The 19131-nt window shown below is 70.0% G+C and carries 20 protein-coding genes and 1 tRNA gene; 10 read left to right on the plus strand and 11 right to left on the minus strand.

The window, feature by feature from the left end; translation table 11 throughout:
* Positions 1-18 precede the first annotated feature (18 nt).
* From ACIHEJ_RS28400 to pknB, 3 genes are all read left to right on the plus strand, one after another.
* Complete coding sequence (locus tag ACIHEJ_RS28400; protein ID WP_400139704.1) at positions 19-1470, plus strand: FtsW/RodA/SpoVE family cell cycle protein; 1452 nt, start codon at positions 19-21, stop codon at positions 1468-1470.
* Positions 1467-2942: a peptidoglycan D,D-transpeptidase FtsI family protein gene (locus tag ACIHEJ_RS28405; protein ID WP_400139706.1), complete on the plus strand. Its 1476-nt coding sequence runs from the start codon at positions 1467-1469 to the stop codon at positions 2940-2942. The genes ACIHEJ_RS28400 and ACIHEJ_RS28405 overlap by 4 nt, the downstream gene beginning before the upstream one ends.
* Positions 2943-3155: 213 nt before the next feature.
* Positions 3156-5147 carry a Stk1 family PASTA domain-containing Ser/Thr kinase gene (gene pknB, locus ACIHEJ_RS28410; RefSeq protein WP_400139708.1) on the plus strand — a complete coding sequence of 664 codons (1992 nt, stop codon included), beginning with the start codon at positions 3156-3158 and terminating at the stop codon, positions 5145-5147.
* A gap of 79 nt (positions 5148-5226) precedes the next feature.
* Here pknB and ACIHEJ_RS28415 read toward each other — a convergent pair whose 3' ends face one another.
* The 6 genes from ACIHEJ_RS28415 to ACIHEJ_RS28440 are packed head-to-tail and all read right to left on the minus strand — an operon-like array spanning position 5227 to position 9438.
* The gene (locus tag ACIHEJ_RS28415; protein ID WP_400139710.1) at positions 5227-5976 is read right to left on the minus strand and encodes a class E sortase; all 750 of its coding nucleotides are present in this window, start codon (positions 5974-5976) and stop codon (positions 5227-5229) included.
* Between the two features lie 27 nt (positions 5977-6003).
* Positions 6004-7077: a class E sortase gene (locus ACIHEJ_RS28420; RefSeq protein ID WP_400139711.1), complete on the minus strand. Its 1074-nt coding sequence runs from the start codon at positions 7075-7077 to the stop codon at positions 6004-6006.
* Complete coding sequence (locus ACIHEJ_RS28425; protein ID WP_400139713.1) at positions 7074-7712, minus strand: aminodeoxychorismate/anthranilate synthase component II; 639 nt, start codon at positions 7710-7712, stop codon at positions 7074-7076. The genes ACIHEJ_RS28420 and ACIHEJ_RS28425 overlap by 4 nt, the downstream gene beginning before the upstream one ends.
* Positions 7709-7870, minus strand: coding sequence for a hypothetical protein (locus ACIHEJ_RS28430; protein ID WP_190016099.1), 162 nt, complete (start codon positions 7868-7870; stop codon positions 7709-7711). The genes ACIHEJ_RS28425 and ACIHEJ_RS28430 overlap by 4 nt, the downstream gene beginning before the upstream one ends.
* Before the next feature lie 55 nt (positions 7871-7925).
* On the minus strand, positions 7926-8618 hold the full coding sequence (locus ACIHEJ_RS28435; protein WP_400139715.1) for a class E sortase: 693 nt from the start codon (positions 8616-8618) through the stop codon (positions 7926-7928).
* Positions 8619-8643: 25 nt separating this feature from the next.
* Positions 8644-9438 (minus strand): DUF881 domain-containing protein, encoded by a 795-nt coding sequence (locus ACIHEJ_RS28440; RefSeq protein ID WP_400139717.1) that lies wholly within the window; start codon positions 9436-9438, stop codon positions 8644-8646.
* A 152-nt stretch (positions 9439-9590) separates the two neighbouring features.
* On the opposite strand from ACIHEJ_RS28440, the gene crgA reads away from it, so the two are divergent.
* Complete coding sequence (gene crgA, locus ACIHEJ_RS28445) at positions 9591-9845, plus strand: cell division protein CrgA (RefSeq protein ID WP_366010356.1); 255 nt, start codon at positions 9591-9593, stop codon at positions 9843-9845.
* Positions 9846-10074: 229 nt separating this feature from the next.
* On the opposite strand, the gene ACIHEJ_RS28450 is transcribed toward crgA, so the two are convergent.
* Together ACIHEJ_RS28450 and ACIHEJ_RS28455 are read right to left on the minus strand one after the other, a co-directional pair.
* Entirely contained in the window at positions 10075-10962 is an 888-nt protein-coding gene (locus tag ACIHEJ_RS28450) for a rhomboid family intramembrane serine protease (protein WP_400139719.1), read from the minus strand.
* Between the two features lie 135 nt (positions 10963-11097).
* A complete protein-coding gene (locus ACIHEJ_RS28455) occupies positions 11098-11628 on the minus strand; it encodes a peptidylprolyl isomerase (protein ID WP_400139721.1) in 531 nt (176 codons plus the stop codon).
* Between the two features lie 282 nt (positions 11629-11910).
* Here ACIHEJ_RS28455 and ACIHEJ_RS28460 point away from each other — a divergent pair, with 282 nt between their 5' ends.
* Together ACIHEJ_RS28460 and ACIHEJ_RS28465 are read left to right on the plus strand one after the other, a co-directional pair.
* Positions 11911-12609 (plus strand): DUF5324 family protein, encoded by a 699-nt coding sequence (locus ACIHEJ_RS28460; RefSeq protein WP_400139723.1) that lies wholly within the window; start codon positions 11911-11913, stop codon positions 12607-12609.
* Between the two features lie 291 nt (positions 12610-12900).
* Complete coding sequence (locus tag ACIHEJ_RS28465) at positions 12901-13107, plus strand: hypothetical protein (RefSeq protein ID WP_400139725.1); 207 nt, start codon at positions 12901-12903, stop codon at positions 13105-13107.
* Positions 13108-13168: 61 nt separating this feature from the next.
* Here ACIHEJ_RS28465 and ACIHEJ_RS28470 read toward each other — a convergent pair.
* Positions 13169-13241 (minus strand) — tRNA-Ala (locus ACIHEJ_RS28470).
* A gap of 183 nt (positions 13242-13424) precedes the next feature.
* Here ACIHEJ_RS28470 and ACIHEJ_RS28475 point away from each other — a divergent pair.
* Together ACIHEJ_RS28475 and ACIHEJ_RS28480 are read left to right on the plus strand one after the other, a co-directional pair.
* Positions 13425-13973: a helix-turn-helix domain-containing protein gene (locus tag ACIHEJ_RS28475; protein ID WP_400139727.1), complete on the plus strand. Its 549-nt coding sequence runs from the start codon at positions 13425-13427 to the stop codon at positions 13971-13973.
* A gap of 125 nt (positions 13974-14098) precedes the next feature.
* Positions 14099-15697, plus strand: coding sequence for a protein kinase (locus ACIHEJ_RS28480; RefSeq protein WP_400139729.1), 1599 nt, complete (start codon positions 14099-14101; stop codon positions 15695-15697).
* Here the strand turns inward: ACIHEJ_RS28480 and ACIHEJ_RS28485 are convergent.
* Both ACIHEJ_RS28485 and ACIHEJ_RS28490 read right to left on the minus strand, forming a co-directional pair.
* Positions 15661-16983, minus strand: coding sequence for a hypothetical protein (locus ACIHEJ_RS28485; RefSeq protein ID WP_400139731.1), 1323 nt, complete (start codon positions 16981-16983; stop codon positions 15661-15663). The genes ACIHEJ_RS28480 and ACIHEJ_RS28485 overlap by 37 nt on opposite strands.
* Positions 16984-17323: 340 nt before the next feature.
* Positions 17324-17452, minus strand: a complete 129-nt coding sequence (locus ACIHEJ_RS28490) for a DLW-39 family protein (RefSeq protein ID WP_003999697.1) — start codon at positions 17450-17452, stop codon at positions 17324-17326.
* Positions 17453-17802: 350 nt separating this feature from the next.
* Here ACIHEJ_RS28490 and ACIHEJ_RS28495 point away from each other — a divergent pair, with 350 nt between their 5' ends.
* Both ACIHEJ_RS28495 and ACIHEJ_RS28500 read left to right on the plus strand, forming a co-directional pair.
* Entirely contained in the window at positions 17803-18141 is a 339-nt protein-coding gene (locus ACIHEJ_RS28495) for a DUF6344 domain-containing protein (RefSeq protein WP_400139733.1), read from the plus strand.
* A gap of 163 nt (positions 18142-18304) precedes the next feature.
* A complete protein-coding gene (locus ACIHEJ_RS28500; protein ID WP_400139734.1) occupies positions 18305-19090 on the plus strand; it encodes a glycosyltransferase family 2 protein in 786 nt (261 codons plus the stop codon).
* The last annotated feature ends 41 nt before the right edge of the window (positions 19091-19131 follow it).

A 19131-nucleotide genomic window follows, 5' to 3' on the forward strand; every position in this document is an offset into this window, starting at 1 on the left:
GAGAGGCCCTGTCACACCATGAGCAGTACGACAAACTCGCCGACGCACCACACGTCCACCATCGGCGCGATCGGCGCCCCGAGCCGCCGCAACACCGAGCTGGCCCTGCTGGTCTTCGCCGTGGCCGTCCCGGTGTTCGCCTACGCCAACGTGGGCCTGGCCATCAACGGCAGCGTGCCCGCCGGACTGCTGGAGTACGGCCTCGGCCTCGGTCTGCTGGCGGGCGTCGCCCACCTCGCCGTACGGAAGTTCGCCCCGTACGCCGACCCGCTGCTGCTGCCGCTGGCCACGCTGCTCAACGGACTCGGGCTCGTCGTCATCTGGCGGCTGGACCAGTCCAAGCTGCTGCAGTCGCTGCCCCACTTCGCCCCGGCCGCGCCCCGCCAGCTGCTGTACACCGCACTGGCCATCGCCGTGTTCGCCGTGGTGCTGATCTTCCTGAAGGACCACCGCGTCCTGCAGCGCTACACCTACATCTCGATGTTCGGCGCGCTGGTGCTGCTGATCCTGCCGCTGGTGCCGGGCCTCGGCGCCAACATCTACGGCGCGAAGATCTGGATCCGCATCCCCGGCCTGGGCTCGCTCCAGCCCGGTGAGTTCGCGAAGATCGTCCTCGCGATCTTCTTCGCCGGCTATCTGATGGTCAAGCGCGACGCCCTGGCCCTCGCCAGTCGCCGCTTCATGGGCCTCTACCTGCCGCGCGGCCGTGACCTCGGCCCCATCCTGGTCGTCTGGGCGATCTCGATCCTCATCCTCGTCTTCGAGACCGACCTCGGTACGTCGCTGCTGTTCTTCGGCATGTTCGTGATCATGCTGTACGTCGCCACCGAGCGGACCAGCTGGATCGTCTTCGGTCTGCTGATGTCCGCGGTGGGCGCGGTCGGCGTGGCGAGCTTCGAGCCGCACATCCAGACGCGTGTCCACGCCTGGCTCAACCCGATGCGCGAGTACCAGCTCAGCCGCCAGGTCACCCACGACGGCATCCTCCACTCCGACCAGCTCCAGCAGTCCCTGTGGGCGTTCGGCTCCGGCGGCACCCTGGGCACCGGCTGGGGCCAGGGCCACTCCGACCTGATCAAGTTCGCCGCGAACTCCGACTTCGTCCTGGCGACCTTCGGCGAGGAGCTGGGTCTCGCGGGCATCATGGCGATCCTGCTGATCTACGGCCTGATCGTGGAGCGCGGCGTGCGCACCGCCCTCGCCGCCCGCGACCCGTTCGGCAAGCTGCTCGCCGTCGGCCTGTCCGGCGCCTTCGCACTGCAGGTGTTCGTCGTGGCCGGCGGTGTGATGGGTCTCATCCCGCTGACGGGTATGACCATGCCGTTCCTGGCCTCCGGTGGTTCCTCCGTGCTGGCCAACTGGGCGCTGATCGCCATCCTCATCCGCATCAGCGACACCGCCCGCCGCCCGGCGCCCACCCCCGCGACCAACCCCGACGCCGAGATGACCCAGGTGGTCCGCCCGTCATGAACAAGCCCCTGCGCCGGATCGCGATCTTCTGCGGCCTGCTCGTCCTGGCCCTGCTGATCCGCGACAACTACCTCCAGTACCTCAAGGCCGACCAGCTCGCGAGCGAGAAGGACAACCGCCGGGTCGCCATCGAGCGCTACGCCCACCCGCGCGGCGACATCGTCGTGGACGGCGAACCGATAACCGGGTCCGCCGATTCCAAGAGCGGTGACTTCAAGTACAAGCGCACGTACAAGAACGGGCCCATGTGGGCCCCCGTCACCGGGTACTCCTCACAGGCCTTCGACGGCAGCCAGCTGGAGAAGCTCAACGACGGCATCCTCACCGGCAACGACGACCGGCTCTTCTTCCGCAACACCCTCGACATGATCACGGGCAAGCCGAAGCAGGGCGGCAACGTCGTCACCACGCTGAACGCGGCCGCGCAGAAGGCGGCGTACAGCGGCCTGAAGTCCCAGGGCGGCAAGGGCGCGGTCGTCGCCCTCGACCCGTCCACCGGCAAGATCCTGGCCCTGGCCTCCTACCCGTCGTACGACCCCTCGTCCTTCGCGGGCAACACGAACGCCGACGCAAAGGCCTGGAACGGTCTCCAGAAGAAGAACAACCCGGCCGACCCGATGCTGAACCGGGCGCTGCGCGAGACCTACCCGCCGGGCTCCACCTTCAAGGTGGTCACCACCGCGGCGGCACTGGAGAACGGCCTGTACTCCTCGGCGGACCAGGGCACCGACTCCCCGCAGCCGTACACCCTGCCGGGCACCTCGACCGAGCTGAAGAACGAGGGCAGCATCCAGTGCAAGAACGTGTCCCTGCGGGAGGCGCTGCGCATCTCCTGCAACACGGTCTTCGGTCACATCGGTGCCCAGCTCGGCAAGGACAAGATGCTGGACGAAGCCGAGAAGTTCGGCTTCAACTCCGAGCAGTTCACGCCCGTCCGGTCGAACGCCTCCGTCTTCCCCAAGGACATGGACCGCGCGCAGACGGCGCTCAGCTCGATCGGCCAGTTCGACACCGCCGCGACCCCGCTGCAGATGGCCATGGTCGCCTCGGCCGTCGCCAACGACGGCAAGCTGATGAAGCCGTACATGGTCGACACGCTGCAGTCCTCCAACCTCGACCCGGTCGAGAAGACCAAGCCGAAGGAGATGAGCCGGCCGCTGTCCCCGGCCAACGCGCAGGTGCTCCAGGAGATGATGAAGACGGTCGTCGAGAAGGGCACCGGCACGAGGGCGCAGATCCCCGGCGTCACCGTCGGCGGCAAGACCGGTACCGCGCAGCACGGTGTGGCGAACAGCGCCAACCCGTACGCGTGGTTCATCTCCTACGCCAAGCTTCCCGACGGCAGCTCGCCGGTCGCGGTCGCCGTGGTGATCGAGGACGAGGGCGCCAACCGCGACGACATCTCCGGCGGCGGCCTGGCCGCGCCGATCGCGAAGAACGTCATGGAGGCGGTCATCAAGTCCAAGAAGTGAGTCGGCCGGCCACGGACGTGAGACCACCGCTTCCCTGAAGTGAGCCCCCTCACATCCTCTTCACATCGATGCACGTTGCGATACCGGTCCTGTATCGGGTTCCGGGCTTGGCCAGGTCATACAAAGCGAGCCGGGTACCGTAGGCCCGGACGGCAGCCTCGGACGCACATCGACGTGACGGCCGAGACCGACGGAGAGGGCTGGTAGGTAGCTATGGAAGAGCCGCGTCGCCTCGGCGGCCGGTACGAGCTGGGCCAGGTGCTCGGCCGTGGTGGCATGGCGGAGGTCTACCTCGCGCATGACACCCGGCTCGGCCGCACCGTGGCGGTGAAGACGCTGCGCGCGGACCTCGCGCGTGACCCGTCCTTCCAGGCCCGCTTCCGCCGGGAGGCCCAGTCGGCCGCCTCGCTCAACCATCCCGCGATCGTCGCGGTCTACGACACGGGCGAGGACTACATCGACGGGGTCTCGATCCCGTACATCGTCATGGAGTACGTCGACGGCTCCACGCTCCGTGAGCTTCTTCACTCCGGCCGCAAGCTCCTGCCGGAGCGCGCGATGGAGATGACCGTCGGCATCCTGCAGGGCCTGGAGTACGCCCACCGCAGCGGCATCGTCCACCGCGACATCAAGCCGGCCAACGTCATGCTGACGCGCAACGGCCAGGTCAAGGTGATGGACTTCGGCATCGCCCGTGCGATGGGTGACGCCGGCATGACGATGACGCAGACCGCCGCGGTCATCGGCACCGCCCAGTACCTCTCCCCGGAGCAGGCCAAGGGCGAGCAGGTCGACGCGCGCTCGGACCTCTACTCCACCGGCTGCCTGCTGTACGAGCTGCTGACGGTCCGGCCGCCCTTCGTGGGCGACTCCCCGGTCGCGGTGGCCTACCAGCACGTCCGCGAGGAGCCCCAGCCGCCGTCGGTCTTCGACCCGGAGATCACGCCCGAGATGGACGCGATCGTCCTGAAGGCGCTGGTCAAGGATCCGAACTACCGTTACCAGTCCGCCGACGAGATGCGCGCCGACATCGAGGCGTGCCTGGACGGCCAGCCGGTCGGAGCCACGGCCGCGCTGGGCGCGGTCGGCTACGGCGGCTACCCGGACGACCAGCAGACCACCGCCCTGCGGCAGGACGCGGGCGCGACCACCATGCTCCCGCCGATGAACCCGGACGAGGGCGGCTACGGCTACGACGACCGCCCCGACCGCCGCCGCCAGCAGAAGTCCAACACCTCCACGATCCTCCTGGTCGTCGCGGGCGTCCTGGTCCTGATCGGCGCGATCCTGATCGGCAAGTACGCGTTCAGCGGTCACAACGCGGGCGACGGCAAGGTGGAGGTGCCGAACTTCGTCGGCGAAACGCTGGCGTCGGCCAAGACCTCGGCCGGCAACGTCGACCTGAAGGTGTCGGTCACCAGGAAACGCTGCGCCAGCCAGTCCAAGGGCAACGTCTGCGACCAGGACCCGCAGGCCAAGACGGAAGTGAAGAAGGGCACGACGGTCCACCTGACGGTGTCGACGGGTGCGCCGAAGGTTGCGGTACCGAACGTCGTCGGAAAGAACTTCGACGACGCAAAGGCGACGCTCGAGGGCGACAAGTACAACTTCGTGGTCGTCCGGAAGAACGAGGTCTCCACGCAGCCGGCAGGCACAGTCCTCAGGTCGGACCCCGATCTCGGTACGGAGGTCGAGAAGGGCTCCAAGGTCACCCTCACCGTCGCCAAGGCCGAGGAAAAGATCACCATCCCCGACGACCTCGTCGGCAAGTCCTGCGACGACGCCAAGGCCGAGCTGCAGCAGGCGGGCCTGGCCCCGACCTGCAACGACACCCCGACCAACGACCAGGCCCAGGACGGCAAGGTCACCGCGGTCAACCCGCAGCCGGGCCAGCAGGTGTCGAAGAACACGCCCGTCGCGCTCAGCGTCGGCAAGTTCCAGCAACAGCAGCAGGTCCCGGTCCCGAACATCCAGGGACAGAAGCTCAAGGACGCCAAGCAGCTGCTGCAGCAGGCGGGCCTGCAGGTCGGCAACATCCAGGGCTCGCAGGACGACAACGCGATCGTCTTCTCCTCCGACCCCGGCCAGGGCACCCCGGTCCAGCAGGGCTCCTCGGTCAACCTGACCACCATCGGCGGTGGCCCGGGCGGCAACGGGAACAACGACAACGGAGGCACCAACCTCTTCGGCGGGGTGAACGGCTGACACCCCGCACCCACGAGTGGGCCCCTGCCGGAAAGTTCCGGCAGGGGCCCACTCGTCTCGCCCTGGAGCAGCTACGGACTCACCGCAGCTCCGCCGGAGGCGTCCGCTTGCTGTCGACCTTCTGCACCCGGACCAGCTCGCCCCAGACCACGTACCGGTACTCCGAGGTGTACACCGGGGTGCAGGTCGTCAGCGTGATGTAGTGGCCCGGCTTCTTCCTGCCGGACTCCTTGGGGATCCGGTCGACGACCTTGACGTTGTACTTCGAGGTCTCGGGAAGGATCGAGTACACCTTGTAGACGTACCACTTGTCCCGCGTCTCGAAGACGATCGGGTCGCCGTCCTTCAGCTTGTCGATGTTGTGGAACTTGGCGCCGTGGCCGTCCCGGTGGGCGGCGAGGGTGAAGTTGCCGGTCGTGCCGGTCATGGGGAGGGTCGCCTTGACCGGGTCCGTGTAGTAGCCGGCCACACCGTCGTTCAGGACGTCCGTGCCGGTGCCCTTCTCGACCAGCACCTCGCCGTTCTTCATCGCCGGCACATGCAGAAAGCCGATGCCGTCCTTGGTGTTCAGCGCACCCGGACCGGAATCCTCGGCCTGCGCCCAGTGTTCGCGGACCCTGTCGGCCCGTTTGTCCGCCTTGCGGTCCGCTATCACGTTCGTCCACCACAGGGAGTAGACGACGAACAGCGCGAGCAACAGCCCCGCCGTGATGAGGAGTTCGCCGATGACGCTGACCGCCGTCGCGATCCGGCCGGGCCACCGCCGCGCGGTGGGCGCCGGGCCGGACGCGTCCGTGTGTTCTTCGGTCTCGTCGGCGGTCGCTGCCACAGTTTCCTCTGCCTTACTCGATGAGCCCTACTCGATGAGCGCGTCCGGTTTGCCCTTGCTGCGCGGGCGTTCCTCGACCATCTTGCCCCAGACGATCAGCCGGTACTTACTGGTGAACTCCGGCGTACAGGTGGTGAGGGTGATGTACCGGCCCGGTTCGGTGAAGCCCGAGCCCGGCGGGACGGGATTCAGCACGCTCGTGTTCGACGGCGGCGTCACCGGCAGCGTCGAGGCCACCTTGTACACGAAGTACGTGTCCTGCGTCTCGACCACGACCGCGTCGCCCGGCCTGAGCCTGTTGATGTACCGGAACGGCTCACCGTGTGTGTTCCGGTGCGCCGCGAGACCGAAGTTCCCCGTCTTGGCGTCGGGCATCGCCGTCTTCAGCGCACCCTCGCCGTAATGCCCGACCATGCCCTTGTCGAGCACCTTCTTGTTGCTGACGCCCTCCGCGATCGGCGCCACCACGTCCAGCTTCGGGATGTGCAGGATGGCGAAACCCTGCCCCGGCGCGAAGACACCCGGATTGCGCTTGCCGCTGGCCCAGTCGTCCTGCAGCTGATGCGTCTCACTGCCCGCCTGCGCGTGCGCCCGGACGTTCGTCCACCACAGCTGGTAGGTGACGAACAGCAGCATCAGCACACCGGTGGTGATGAACACCTCACCGATCGCCCGGCTCACGAGGACCGCCGGGCTGGGCCTGCGCAGCCGCGCCTGCCGCCGGGCCTCCACCCGCGAAAGCGGCCGGCCTGACTGCGGCGCGCCAGGAGGTGCCTGCCCCCGATGGCCGCCATGACGCCCACCACGCCGCTTGGCGGCCTTCCTCCGGGCCGCTCGGCCACCCGACGTGGTTCCCGTGGCCGAGGAGGCGGAAGAGGCCCCTGAGGCCGCGGAGAGGCCCGGGGCGAGCAGCGGCTCGCCCGCCGGGCCCGGCACGGCGCCCGGTACCCGCAGCGCCATCGTCTCGTCGTCCAGCGGCGGCCGGTACGGCTCCTGCGCCGCCGCCCCCGCCGCACTCCAGTCCCCAAGCGCACCGGAAGCCTCGTACGACTGATCCCCGTACGAGGCATCGGTCTCGCGCTCCGGGCGCAGCGCGGTCACGCCGTGGCCCTGCCCACCACCGGGGCCAGCCCCGCCGACCTCGCCACGGCACCCTGGTCGCCGCACTCCACCAGCCAGTTGGCCAGCATCCGGTGCCCGTGCTCGGTCAGCACCGACTCGGGATGGAACTGCACGCCCTCCACCGGGAGTTCACGGTGTCTCAGCCCCATGATGATGCCGTCCCGGGTGCGGGCCGTGACCTCCAGCTCCGCCGGCACGGTGGCCGGCTCGGCCGCCAGGGAGTGGTAGCGGGTCGCGGTGAACGGAGAGGGCAGCCCGGCGAAGACGCCCGCGCCCTCGTGCTCGACCAGCGAGGTCTTGCCGTGCAGCAGCTCGGGCGCCCGGTCGACCACGCCGCCGTACGCCACCTGCATCGACTGCATGCCGAGGCACACTCCGAACACCGGCACCCCCGTCGAGGCGCAGTGCCGGACCATGTCCACGCACACGCCCGCCTCTTCCGGCGTCCCCGGCCCGGGCGAGAGCAGCACACCGTCGAAGCCGTCCTGGGCGTGCGAGGTCGAGACCTCGTCATTGCGCAGCACCTCGCACTCGGCACCCAGCTGGTACAGGTACTGGACGAGGTTGAAGACGAAGCTGTCGTAGTTGTCGACGACGAGAATCCGCGCACTCACTGGTTGTCCACCGTCACATCATTGAAGGGCAGCAGCGGCTCCGCCCACGGGAAGACGTACTGGAAGAGGACGTAGACCACGGCCAGGACCAGGACGAGCGAGACGAGCGCCTTGACCCACGCGTTCCCCGGCAGATGCCGCCAGATCCAGCCGTACATGCCGTCCCTTCCGATTCGCCACGGCACCGGTAACCCCACGCCGTACGGCACCAGACTAACGGCGCAGCGCCTCCGGTTGGCCTTCCTCCACAGGCTGTGTGGCGTCCAGGTGCGCCCAGACGATCAGCCGGTGGCTGTGCCCCCATTCCGGATCGCACGTGGTCAGCGTCAGATACCGCCCCGGTCGGGTGTACCCGGACTTACGTGGCACAGGGTCGATCACCTCAACGTCCGTCGGAACTGTTTTGTATGGCCCTTTGTCGATCCGATACGTGAACCAGGTGGTTCCGTCCGTGAGCACCACCGCGTCCCCCGAGCGCAGCTCCGGGAAGTCCTTGAACGGGTCGCCGTAGGTGCGCCGGTGCCCGGCGACCGCGAAGTTGCCCTCCTGACCGAGCCGGGCGGTCCCCCGGTAGTGGGCGAGTCCCTTCGCCAGCACGTCCCGGCCGGTGCCCTCGAGCACCGGCTTGTTCCACGTGAAACCGAGCCGCGGGATGTACATGATCGCGAAGGGCCTGCCGTAGTGGTACGGCGCCGGGTCCGTCACGGTCACCGTCTTCCCGCCCGGGGCGTCGGCGGACGGCTGCATGCTCCCCTTCGACCACTGCCGGTGCAGCTGGTCGATCTGGTCGCTCATGGCACCGTCGGCCCGCACGCCCGTCCAGAACAGCACATAGGCGACGAACAGCACGATCAGGGTGCCGACGGTGATGCACAGCTCGCTGACGGTCCGGACGATCACGCGCACCGGCGCCTCCGCGACGGACGGCTGGCTACTGCACGGGCTTGGCGTAGTGCAGATCCACTGTGCCCGAGTAGGCGGGAAGAGTCACCGTCCCGTCGTCGGTGACTTTCCAGCCGAGGCCGTACACGTTCACGTACACCATGTACGTCTGGATCGCCTTGCTCGCGGCCAGCGCCTGCTGCAGCCTGTCCGGGTCCCCGACGGCCGTGATCTTGTACGGCGGTGAGTAGACGCGGCCCTGCAGGATCAGCGTGTTGCCGACGCAGCGCACCGCACTGGTGGAGATCAGCCGCTGGTCCATGACCTTGATGCCCTGGGCGCCGCCCTTCCACAGGGCGTTCACCACCGCCTGCAGGTCCTGCTGGTGGATGACCAGGTAGTCGGGCTGCGGCTCGGGGTAGCCGGGGAGCTTGGCGGTCGCGTTGGGCGGGGCGTCGTTCAGCGTGACGGTGATGGCCCTGCCGGTCAGCTTCTGGGTGCCCGCGCTCTTCTCCAGCCCGTTCAGCTTCTGGTCCTGGGCCTTGGTGCTGCCGTCGTCGCTCTCGGCGAGGGACTCCACGCTGCCCCGCAGGGTCGCGTTGGACTCGTCCAGGTCCTTGTTCTTGCGGCTGCGCTGCTGGATCAGGTCGGACAGCTTCAGCAGGGAGCCGTCCTGGCGAATGTCGGTGCCCTTGGCCGTGTCGAAACTGGTGAAGAAGATCAGACCGGCGAGGGCGAAGACCGCCGCCGTCAGCACCCGCACCGGCCGGACACGCGGACCACGGCCGGAATCGGAGCCGGAACCCGTTGATCCCGTCCCGGGGGAGTCGGCAGAATTGCTCAACGTACCCTTATCTCCTTCTGCGCCGCGGAAGCACTACGCTAACGGACGCCCGGGGGAGCACACAGAGTCGTCATGTTGGCCCCTTGTACGCTGCCCCGAGCCCGACCCAGTTACCTGCGCGGCCACGCAGCGCATCGACAGGAGAGACCCTCGTGCCGAAGTCACGTATCCGCAAGAAGGCCGACTTCACGCCGCCGCCGGCGAAGCAGGCGACGGCGATCAAGCTGAACAGCCGTGCCTGGGTCGCGCCGGTCATGCTGGCCATGTTCGTCATCGGCCTCGCCTGGATCGTCGTCTTCTATGTGACCGACGGCTCGCTGCCCATCGACGCGCTGGACAACTGGAACATCGTCGTCGGCTTCGGCTTCATCGCCGCGGGCTTCGGTGTCTCCACCCAGTGGAAGTAGCCGTTTGAGTTATCCACAGGCCTGAGATTGTCCACACCCTCCCTGGGGAAAAGACTACGATCTGTGGATAACTCATCGAGTGTTGACGCCGGTGTGACTGCCCTACCGGCCTCCGACACCGGCACGCCCCCTGCCTGACCTGCATAAACACAGGTGAGCGACAGGGGGCACACCTGTTCCCGCACGGCGTGCACAAGATCCGCCACACGCTGTGGACAACGGTTCGGAATCAGGTGAGCTGAGCGGTCCTGACCAGGGCGAGGACCAGGGACACGACCAGCACCAGGGCACAGGTGCCGTACTGCACGAGCGCCCGCCTCTCGCGCGGGGCGTGGACCATCGCGTAGCCGGTGACGACACCGCCGACCAGACCACCGATGTGGGCTTCCCAGGCGATGTTGCTGAAGCCGAAGGTGAAGATGAGATTGATGACGAGCAGCGCGATGACCGGCCGCATGTCGTAGTTCAGCCGGCGCATCAGCACCGCGGTGGCGCCGAAGAGGCCGAAGATCGCGCCGGAGGCGCCGAGCGAGGCCTGCGCCGGGGAGGCGACCAGATAGGTCAGCGCCCCGCCGGCCAGTCCGGAGACGAAGTAGACGGCCAGGTACCGGGCCCGGCCCAGGGCCGCTTCCAGCGGGCCGCCGATCCACCAGAGGCTGAGCATGTTGAAGCCGATGTGCCAGTACTCCTGGTGCGCGAACATCGACGTCACGAAGCGGTACCACTCACCGTCCGCGACGCCCATGATCGGCGTGAACGGCTTCGGGGGCCACCGGCCGATCAGGACCAGGTGGTCCACCAGGGAACTGTCGGCCTGGACGGCGATGAAGACCGCGATGTTGATCCCGATGAGGATCTTGGTCAGCAGGCGAGGGTCGGCCGTCACCGTGCCCCCGGCGACCGTGCGCGGCCGGGACGCGTGCGCGGAGTGTCCCGTGCCGGAGCCGCCGCGGACGCAGTCGGGGCACTGGAAGCCGACCGAGGCGCTGACCATGCACTCGGGGCAGATGGGGCGTTCACAGCGGGTGCAGCGCACGCCGGTCTCGCGGTCCGGGTGCCGGTAGCACACGGGCACGCTGCGGGCGGCGTCCTGCGCGCTGCCTGCGGCCTGGTCCATCGCATCCCCTTGCTCGTCATGGGGCTACCCCCGCAATACCCCGCCCCGCCCATCCTTACGGACGAGCGGGGCGATTGGTTCCCTGCGGGATGGTACGGGCCGCGTGGCTCCCGTGGGGATCCGTGTGCGGCGGGCTCAGCCCTCGCGCTTCTCGATGACGACCGACTCGATGACGACGTCCTCGCGCGGGCGGTCGTTGCGGCCGGTGGGGACGCCGGCGATGGCGTCGATGACCTTCTGGCTGGCCGGGTCGGTGACCTCGCCGAAGATGGTGTGCTTGCGGTTCAGCCACGTGGTCGGCGCGACGGTGATGAAGAACTGCGAGCCGTTGGTGCCCGGGCCGGCGTTGGCCATGGCCAGCAGGTACGGCTTGTTGAAGGACAGGTCCGGGTGGAACTCGTCCTCGAACTTGTAGCCGGGGCCGCCGATGCCGCTGCCCAGCGGGTCACCGCCCTGGATCATGAAGCCGCTGATGACACGGTGGAAGATCGTGCCGTCGTAGAGCGGGTTCCGGCTCTTCTCGCCGGTCTCCGGGTGCGTCCACTCCCGCTCGCCCTGGGCCAGCTCGACGAAGTTCTTGACCGTGACGGGCGCGTGGTTCGGGAACAGCCGGACCTGGATGTCGCCGTGGTTGGTCTTCAGGGTGGCGTAAAGCTGCTCGGCCACGATCTGCCTTCCGTTGTCTTCCTGTGACTCCCCCGATCCTCGCACGGCCCCGCATCCGCTTCGCCCTGCGGCCACGAGTTGCGGCGGGTTCGGCCCGGAAGGCAGCGCGGAGCGGCGATTCGTGGCAGTGTCGACGACACGCTCCCCTTGCCCGCAATCCGGCCGAAGAGAGCGATAGGCACCCATATGCCCGTCCTCGCATGCCGCAAGGAGCGCGGACAGGCATGATCCGTAAAAGGGTGGAAAGTCGAAATACCGTACGCCACCGAGGAGGAGGAACCCGTGACCCGCATCGACAGCGTGCGCGCCGCGACCGGCTCGGCGAAGGACAGCGTGCTGCACGCCGCGGAAGTGGTGGCGCCTTACGCCGACACGGCCAAGGAGCGTGCCGCGCATTACGCGCAGGAGGCACGCGTACGGCTGGCGCCCGTCATGTCGCAGGCCGCCGACCAGGCCCGCGTGCAGTACGACGCCCGGCTCGCCCCGCGTCTGGAGCAGGCGCGTGCGCATGTGCCGCCGAAGATGGACCAGGCAGCGCATGAGGCCGCCGTCCGTACCCGTAAGGCCGCCCGACAGGCCGCCGCGTACTCGCGTCCGAAGATCGAGCAGGCCGTGGCCGCCGCGGCTCCGGTGGCCGACGAGGCCGCCGCGCGCAGTGCCGCCGCCCTGGTCGCGCTCCGTGGCCAGGTCCCGGCGAAGAAGATCCAGAAGTTGGCCCGGGCCGGCCGGCGTCGGTCCAAGGCCGGCCGGGCCGTGAAGGCACTGGCGCTGCTGACCGTGGTGGCGGGCGGTGCGTTCGCGGCCTGGAAGTGGTGGGACAAGCAGGCCAACCCGGACTGGCTGGTCGAACCGCCCGCCGCGACGGAGGTGCCCGAGTCGGGCCGGCTGAGTTCCGTGGACGGCACCGGCTCCGTGCTGGACCCCGAGGTCCAGGCGAAGCAGGCGGAGGACGAGGCCTCGGACCGCGACGACCAGGGCTGAGCCGGCCCGGCCCGGTCCGTTCGGGCGGCGCCGACGAGGTGGAGACGGGCTGTGGGACGGGCGAGCGCCGCTCGCTCGCCCCACGGCCCCTTTCCCGTGCCGCGCTCGCCCCACGGCCCCTTTCCCGTGCCGCGCTCGCCCCACGGCCCCTTTCCCGTGTCGCGCCCGGCCCGGGCAGCACGCCCGTCCGCCAGTCGGTCGGCAGTACGTCTTCGGTGTCCTCGGCGCTGCACGCCCCCGCCGGCGTCCCGTCATGGATCCAGTCGATCTCGCGGCCGTCGCTCCGCCGCCGTGCACACGGCCGTCCGGTCCGGACGCATCGCGGCCGAGGTGCCCGCGGACATCCGCGTGGAGCGCTCCCGTCGCCCGGGTCGTGGTGACTGCTCGACCGATGCCGCGCTGTGGCTCGCCCGCCCCGGCCCGCTGACGGAGGCCGGCCGGCTGGTGCTGCGCAACGGGCCGCACCTGCTCGGGTTCGCGGCACCCGAACGTATGTGACCCCTCATGACAAAGACCCCCTCTGTCCGCGTCACCGCAGGTCAGAGGGGATCTGATGGGGTGGAGCCTAGGGGAGTCGAACCCCTGACATCCGCCATGCAAAGACGGCGCTCTACCAACTGAGCTAAGGCCCCGGGAAGGTGCGACCGGCCGGACGAATCATGCTCCGGCGGGCGTCGCAGACCAGAGTACCGGGTCACCCCCCGTATCCCGCAAAAAGATTGGGGGTCCCCGCGGATGACCACTCTCCGTAAGATGCTCGACGTGGTTCGCTACAGCGAACCGCGGTTTTTCAGGGGAAGCGATGGGGAGACGCAATGGACGCCGCACAGCAGGAAGCCACCGCGAGAGCGCGGGAGCTGCAGCGGAACTGGTACGGGGAGCCGTTGGGGGCGCTCTTCCGTAAGCTGATCGACGATCTCGGGCTCAACCAGGCCCGTCTCGCGGCGGTCCTGGGGCTGTCCGCTCCGATGCTCTCGCAGCTGATGAGCGGCCAGCGCGCGAAGATCGGCAATCCCGCTGTGGTGCAGCGGGTGCAGCTGCTGCAGGAGCTGGCGGCGCAGGCCGCGGACGGCAGTGTCAGCGCCGCCGAGGCGACCGAGCGGATGGACGAGATCAAGAAGTCGCAGGGGGGCTCCGTGCTCAGCAACAGCACCCAGACCACGAGCGGCTCGGGGGCGCCCACGGTCAAGCGGGTGGTCCGTGAGATCCAGTCCCTGCTGCGCTCGGTGGCCGCCGCGGGCGACATCATCGACGCCGCGGAGAGCCTGGCTCCGACCCATCCCGAACTGGCCGAGTTCCTCCGGGTGTACGGCGCCGGCCGCACCTCCGACGCGGTCGCGCACTACCAGTCCCACCAGAACTGATCCCACGGCCCGGTTCACCGAAGGGGGTTCGGGGGCCGGGCCGGGGCAACGGGGGGACGTTAGGGGGAGCGCGGTAGGGGGGACAGGGGGATCACGGGGGCTAGGGGGAGGAGCGACGGGCTGTCATGGGTGAGGTCTTCGCCGGCCGGTACGAACTGGCCGACCCGATCGGACGCGGTGGCGTGGGCGCCGTATGGCGCGCCTGGGACCACCGCCGACGGCGCTATGTGGCCGCGAAGGTGCTCCAGCAGCGTGACGCCCACTCACTTCTGCGCTTCGTGCGGGAACAGGCCCTGCGCATCGACCACCCCCATGTGCTCGCACCGGCCAGCTGGGCCGCCGACGACGACCAGGTGCTGTTCACGATGGACCTGGTCGGCGGTGGCTCGCTGGTCCATCTCGTCAACGACTACGGCCCGCTGCCGCCGGCGTTCGTGTGCACCCTGCTCGACCAGCTTCTGTCCGGGCTGGCCGCCGTGCACGCCGAAGGCGTGGTGCACCGCGACATCAAGCCCGCCAACGTGCTCCTCGAGGCCACCGGTACCGGTCGGCCCCGGCTGCGGCTGTCGGACTTCGGCATCGCCATGCGGCTCGGCGAGCCGCGCCTGACGGAGACCAACCTCGTGGTGGGGACGCCCGGTTATCTCGCCCCCGAGCAGATGCTGGGTTCCGAACCCGACTTCCCTGCCGACCTGTTCGCCGTGGGTCTGGTCGCCCTGTATCTCCTCGAGGGCGCCAAGCCGGACGCCAAGGCGCTCGTACGGCACTTCGCGGAGCACGGCACGCCGGGCGCGCCCAAGGGGATGCCCGAGCCGTTGTGGGGGGTCGTCGCCGCCCTGCTGCAGCCCGATCCGGCGGCCCGCTTCCGCACCGCCACCGGGGCGCGCAAGGCGCTCGCCTCCGCCGCGGAACTCCTGCCGGAGCCCGGCCCGGACGACGAGCTGATCGAGATCTTCGACCAACTGGGTCCGCTGCCACCAGGGTTCGGGTCCGACGGTCCTCTCGAGCGGGCCTCCGGGGTGGCCCACGACGTGTGGAAGGGGGCTGCCGCGCCCTCGGTCACGGGGGACGTGCGCAAGGGTGTCGCGGACGGTGGGGCGGGGGACAGCGCCGAGGGCACGGACGTCTCCTCCGCCGCGGCGGACACCGGCTCCCTCTCGGACACGGGCAGCTTCCGGCTCCCGCCTCCCCAGGCGGCGCCGGCCTTCGGGCCGTACCCCCGCCCAGCGCGCCGTCGCGCCGAGGAGCAGGGCGAACACCGCCCGGAACAGGCAGCCGAGAGCACTCCGAGCACCGCACCCCGGAGCCCGTACCAAGGCGCGGAAGCCTCCCCGCAGGGGGTCCCGGCCCCGTACGCCTCGCCCTTCGCGCCATCGTCCTTCTCGGCGCCCGCGCACCCCTCGCGCCTCTCCCCTCATGAGTCGTACGCCTCCCCGCGACCGGGCGCGCCCTGGACCGCCGGTCCACTCCCACCCGCCGTGCCGGGCCATGGCGTCGATCGCCTCGAGCACGTGGAACCCGCCGATCCCTCCACTGCTTCGTACACGGCTCGCGACCCGCAGGTTCCGTCTCCGGCCCCCCGGGTTTCCGGACCGCCCGCGCACGGGCGGCGGGCGCGTCGGGCGAAGCGCCGGGCAGGGCCCCCGGCCAGGGCCGTGATCCCGATCCTGCTGCTGGCGCTGGCCTGCTACGCCGTGGGTTTCTGGGCGCTGACCCGGGTCTGAGTCCGCCGGGCCGCCACCGTCCACCCGACGAGCACCAGCAGCAACGCGGTCCCGAGACCGATCCCGCCGGCGGCGACCAGCTTCATCACCCGGGTGTCCGGGCCGCCGGTGCTTCCGGTGAGCGCCGCCTGCCGGTCCTGCTCCGTGACCCTGAAGACGTCTCCCGGCACGGGACTTCCGGCGTAGCCCGGGCCCGCGTGCGCCTGCCCGTCCACCCGGACCCGCAGCGTCACGGGGAACGGCCCCTGCCCGAACGTGCCGGCCATCCGCTCGCTGAGGTGCAGGACCAGGTAGTAGTCGCCGGCGAAGCGTACGGAGGTCACCCCGGCGGGAACGGCGTAGCGGTTGGCGTACTCCACCGGTGGCAGCGGGGCGAGGGCGGCGGACTTCTGGATGCCGGTGTAGCCGAGGGAGGCGTCGTCGACGTCGCCGCGGACCGGGTTGTACAGGGAGAGGGCCAGGGCGCCGCCGACGTAGCCGTGCCCGGACGAGCCGTCCAGGCCGACGGAGGCCTCCAGATGCCGGCCCCAGTCGAGCGGCACCTTGTAGAACTGGGTCTGCCCGGGCACGAGGTCCGTCCGCCAGACCCCCGGTCCGAGCGGGCGTGCCGAGGCGAAGCCGGTGCCGCCGGACCGGTTCCGGGACTCGCCGGTGACCGGCTCGGGCGTGGCGGAGTCCCAGCTCCGCGGCGCTGTCGTGGGCCCGGTCCGCGCCAGGCCGGGTTCGGTGACGGGCATGATCTCGAGGTCCCAGGGCCGCGTCGATGCGGCGGCGCCGGATCCCTCGGCGTCGAGGCGTTCGACCAGGACGTAGTAGGTGCCCGTGCCCTGGCAGAGGGCCTTGCCGGCGTCGCGCTGGGCCAGGGCCGTGACCGGGCGCGGGCTGAGCCCTGCGCCGAAGCGGGCGGAGCCGTAGGAGCAGGCGGCGCCGTGCGCGTCGCGGACCGACACGCGGATCCCGTCGGTGGCGGAGACCGTGGTGTCCGGCGGTGGTACGGCGGTGACGGGGACGTACGCCGTGGCGTCGGCGGTGAGGTGGAGGCGGTAGTAGAGCTTGCCGTTCTTCGGCAGGGAGCTGCGGTAGGGGCGGCCGGGGGCCAGCCGTGCGGCGTCCGCGGTGCCTGCCGTGCCCTCGACGGTACGGGCGCCGGGGGTGAAGGAGTAGGCCCCCGGGCGGGCATCGGCGGCCGTGGCGGTTCCGGTGGTCAGGACGGCGGTCGCGCACAGTGCCGTCAGGGCGGTGACGGCCTTCACCGCGTCCCACGCCGTACGCCCTCGCCCCCGCACGTGCCACTCCCGTCGTCCACACCGGAACCCGCCTGAACCCACCGGACCGGGCCGGAACACGCACCGGGCCGGGCCGGGCCCACCGGAACACGCCGGCGACCCCGCCGGATCGTGGCCCATCCTGCCCCGAGCGGGCCTGCGCCATCCGGGCAATGCGTACGACCGTCCGAAACGCCCGGCAGCTCCCGGCGGAGCGCGGAGGGGCGTCGGAGAACGCCTACCTCACCCCGCAGCACCCCGCAACACGCAGAAGCGCACCTCGGACAAGCACCGCTCGGAAAAGGACAAGACCCCGGTCGCGACGGCGACCGGGGTCTCGTTCAGATTCTGGTGTCGGCACTCACGAACCCGTGGGCACGGAGTCAGTCGCCTCCGTCCACAGGTCCTGCTCGGCGCGATCCGCCTGGATCTGGCGGTACACGAGGAGCCCGCCGATGGCGGCCAGTGCGACCAGGAGCAGCTTCTTCACCGCGCGACCTCGTCTTTCCTTGACGTAGGGGACCTCTGGCGCCCGACTATACACACCGACCGATATCGATCGGTGACCTGCGGCGAGGCCCAACTCCGGCCTCCTGAAGACCAATAGGCCAGGTCTCCGGGCCGTTCCGATCGGAGGGTGATCACACCCCCACGGACGGTGACTTTGCTCCCTTTTCGCTCGCCCTCGGCTTATTTTGCGGGTTTTCCGACCCTCTTACGGCCATCCGAGTGGTGTTCATCGGAACATCGACGCGCCACGGGCTTCGGTCCACCACTTCGCGGCCCACATACACATCATGAGGAAAGTACGCAAATCGCCCGACCCGAAAGTGAGGGGCCATGACTCAGAACAAGGTCATGAAGTTGTGGACCGCCATCGTCACCGCCTTCATCGCGCTGTGCACCGCGCTCGGATTCGCCACCACCACCGCGACCGCCGCCCCGGCCGCGCCCCGGACCGAGACCCCCAGCACCGGCACCCCGCAGCGCACGGTCCCGACGATCCCGGCACCACGCCACTGGTCCTGGCCCCGCACCAAGGCCCTGCCCCCCACGATGAAGCAGCGGATCGGGGCCGAGGCCCACGGCAAGTCCCCCCGTTGCCGGCACCGGCCCCTCATCGACACCGAGGGCGAGACCACCCAGGAAGACCCCTCGTCGGCCAGGCTCGACTGCTGATCCCCCGCCCCGCACGCAGTACCGCAACGTCTCGACACTCACGGCGACTTGCGTACGCACCAGTCGATACGGAAAGACCCCCGGCCGGGTTCGGCCGGGGGTCTCGCGCTTTTGTCCACCTGGGACGATGACCGGCAACGCCCGACACGCCTGAGGAAAGGTGGTGAGTGCTGCCGTGACCCGGCGCGTCACCGTTGTCACCGCTGTCCACGGCCCGTCCGCCCGGTTCCTGCCGGACGCCTACGCGTCCCTGTGCGAGCAACGGCTGCCCGACGGCTGGCAATGGGACTGGCTGATCCAGGAGGACGGCGGTACGGACGAGGTCCGCCCCCATGTCCCGGACGACGCGCGCGTGTCCTTCCGGCAGGGGCGCCCGGGCGGCCCCGGAGTCGCCCGCACGATCGCACTGGCGCGCGCCGAGGGCACGTATGTGAAGGTCCTGGACGCCGACGACCGGCTCACCCCGGGCGCCCTCTTCCGCGACCTGGCCGTGCTGGAGGCGGACCCGACGCTCGGGTGGACCACGTCCCGGGTGCTGGACCTGCTGCCCGACGGCTCCACGGCCGGCTTTCCCGGCGACCCGGAGCAAGGCCCGATCGAGCGCGGGACCGTCCTGGACGCCTGGAGGCGGAACGACCACCGCGCACCGGTCCATCCGGCGACCCTGTGCGTGCGCCGCGACCTGCTGACCGCCCTGGGCGGCTGGATGGCCCTGCCGGCCTCCGAGGACACGGGTCTGCTGCTGGCGCTGGACGCGGTGAGCCGCGGCTGGTTCTCGGCGGAGGTCGGCCTGCTCTACCGCAAGTGGGAAGGCCAGGTCACGGGCCAGGCGGCACATGTGGACCCGGCCGAGCGCGCGGCTCGTACGGCGGTCGCCGAGGCCAGGGCGCAGGCACTGGCGGGCTTCGGGTGGACCTATCCGCCCGCGCCGGGCGCCGGCGCCCGGTAGGCACGATCACCGACGGCCGCCGTGCTCACCGGCCCGTCAGG

The sequence above is a fragment of the Streptomyces sp. NPDC052301 genome (assembly GCF_044593395.1).
GTDB lineage: Bacteria > Actinomycetota > Actinomycetes > Streptomycetales > Streptomycetaceae > Streptomyces.

What these genes read in the sequence shown, in the direction of transcription:
- ACIHEJ_RS28400 (WP_400139704.1), top strand. Translation starts at nt 19, where the DNA reads ATGAGCAGTACGACAAACTCGCCGACGCACCACACGTCCACCATCGGC.
- ACIHEJ_RS28405 (WP_400139706.1), top strand. Translation starts at nt 1,467, where the DNA reads ATGAACAAGCCCCTGCGCCGGATCGCGATCTTCTGCGGCCTGCTCGTC.
- pknB (WP_400139708.1), top strand. Translation starts at nt 3,156, where the DNA reads ATGGAAGAGCCGCGTCGCCTCGGCGGCCGGTACGAGCTGGGCCAGGTG.
- ACIHEJ_RS28430 (WP_190016099.1), bottom strand. Translation starts at nt 7,870, where the DNA reads ATGTACGGCTGGATCTGGCGGCATCTGCCGGGGAACGCGTGGGTCAAG.
- ACIHEJ_RS28450 (WP_400139719.1), bottom strand. Translation starts at nt 10,962, where the DNA reads ATGGACCAGGCCGCAGGCAGCGCGCAGGACGCCGCCCGCAGCGTGCCC.
- ACIHEJ_RS28475 (WP_400139727.1), top strand. Translation starts at nt 13,425, where the DNA reads ATGGACGCCGCACAGCAGGAAGCCACCGCGAGAGCGCGGGAGCTGCAG.
- ACIHEJ_RS28480 (WP_400139729.1), top strand. Translation starts at nt 14,099, where the DNA reads ATGGGTGAGGTCTTCGCCGGCCGGTACGAACTGGCCGACCCGATCGGA.
- ACIHEJ_RS28495 (WP_400139733.1), top strand. Translation starts at nt 17,803, where the DNA reads ATGACTCAGAACAAGGTCATGAAGTTGTGGACCGCCATCGTCACCGCC.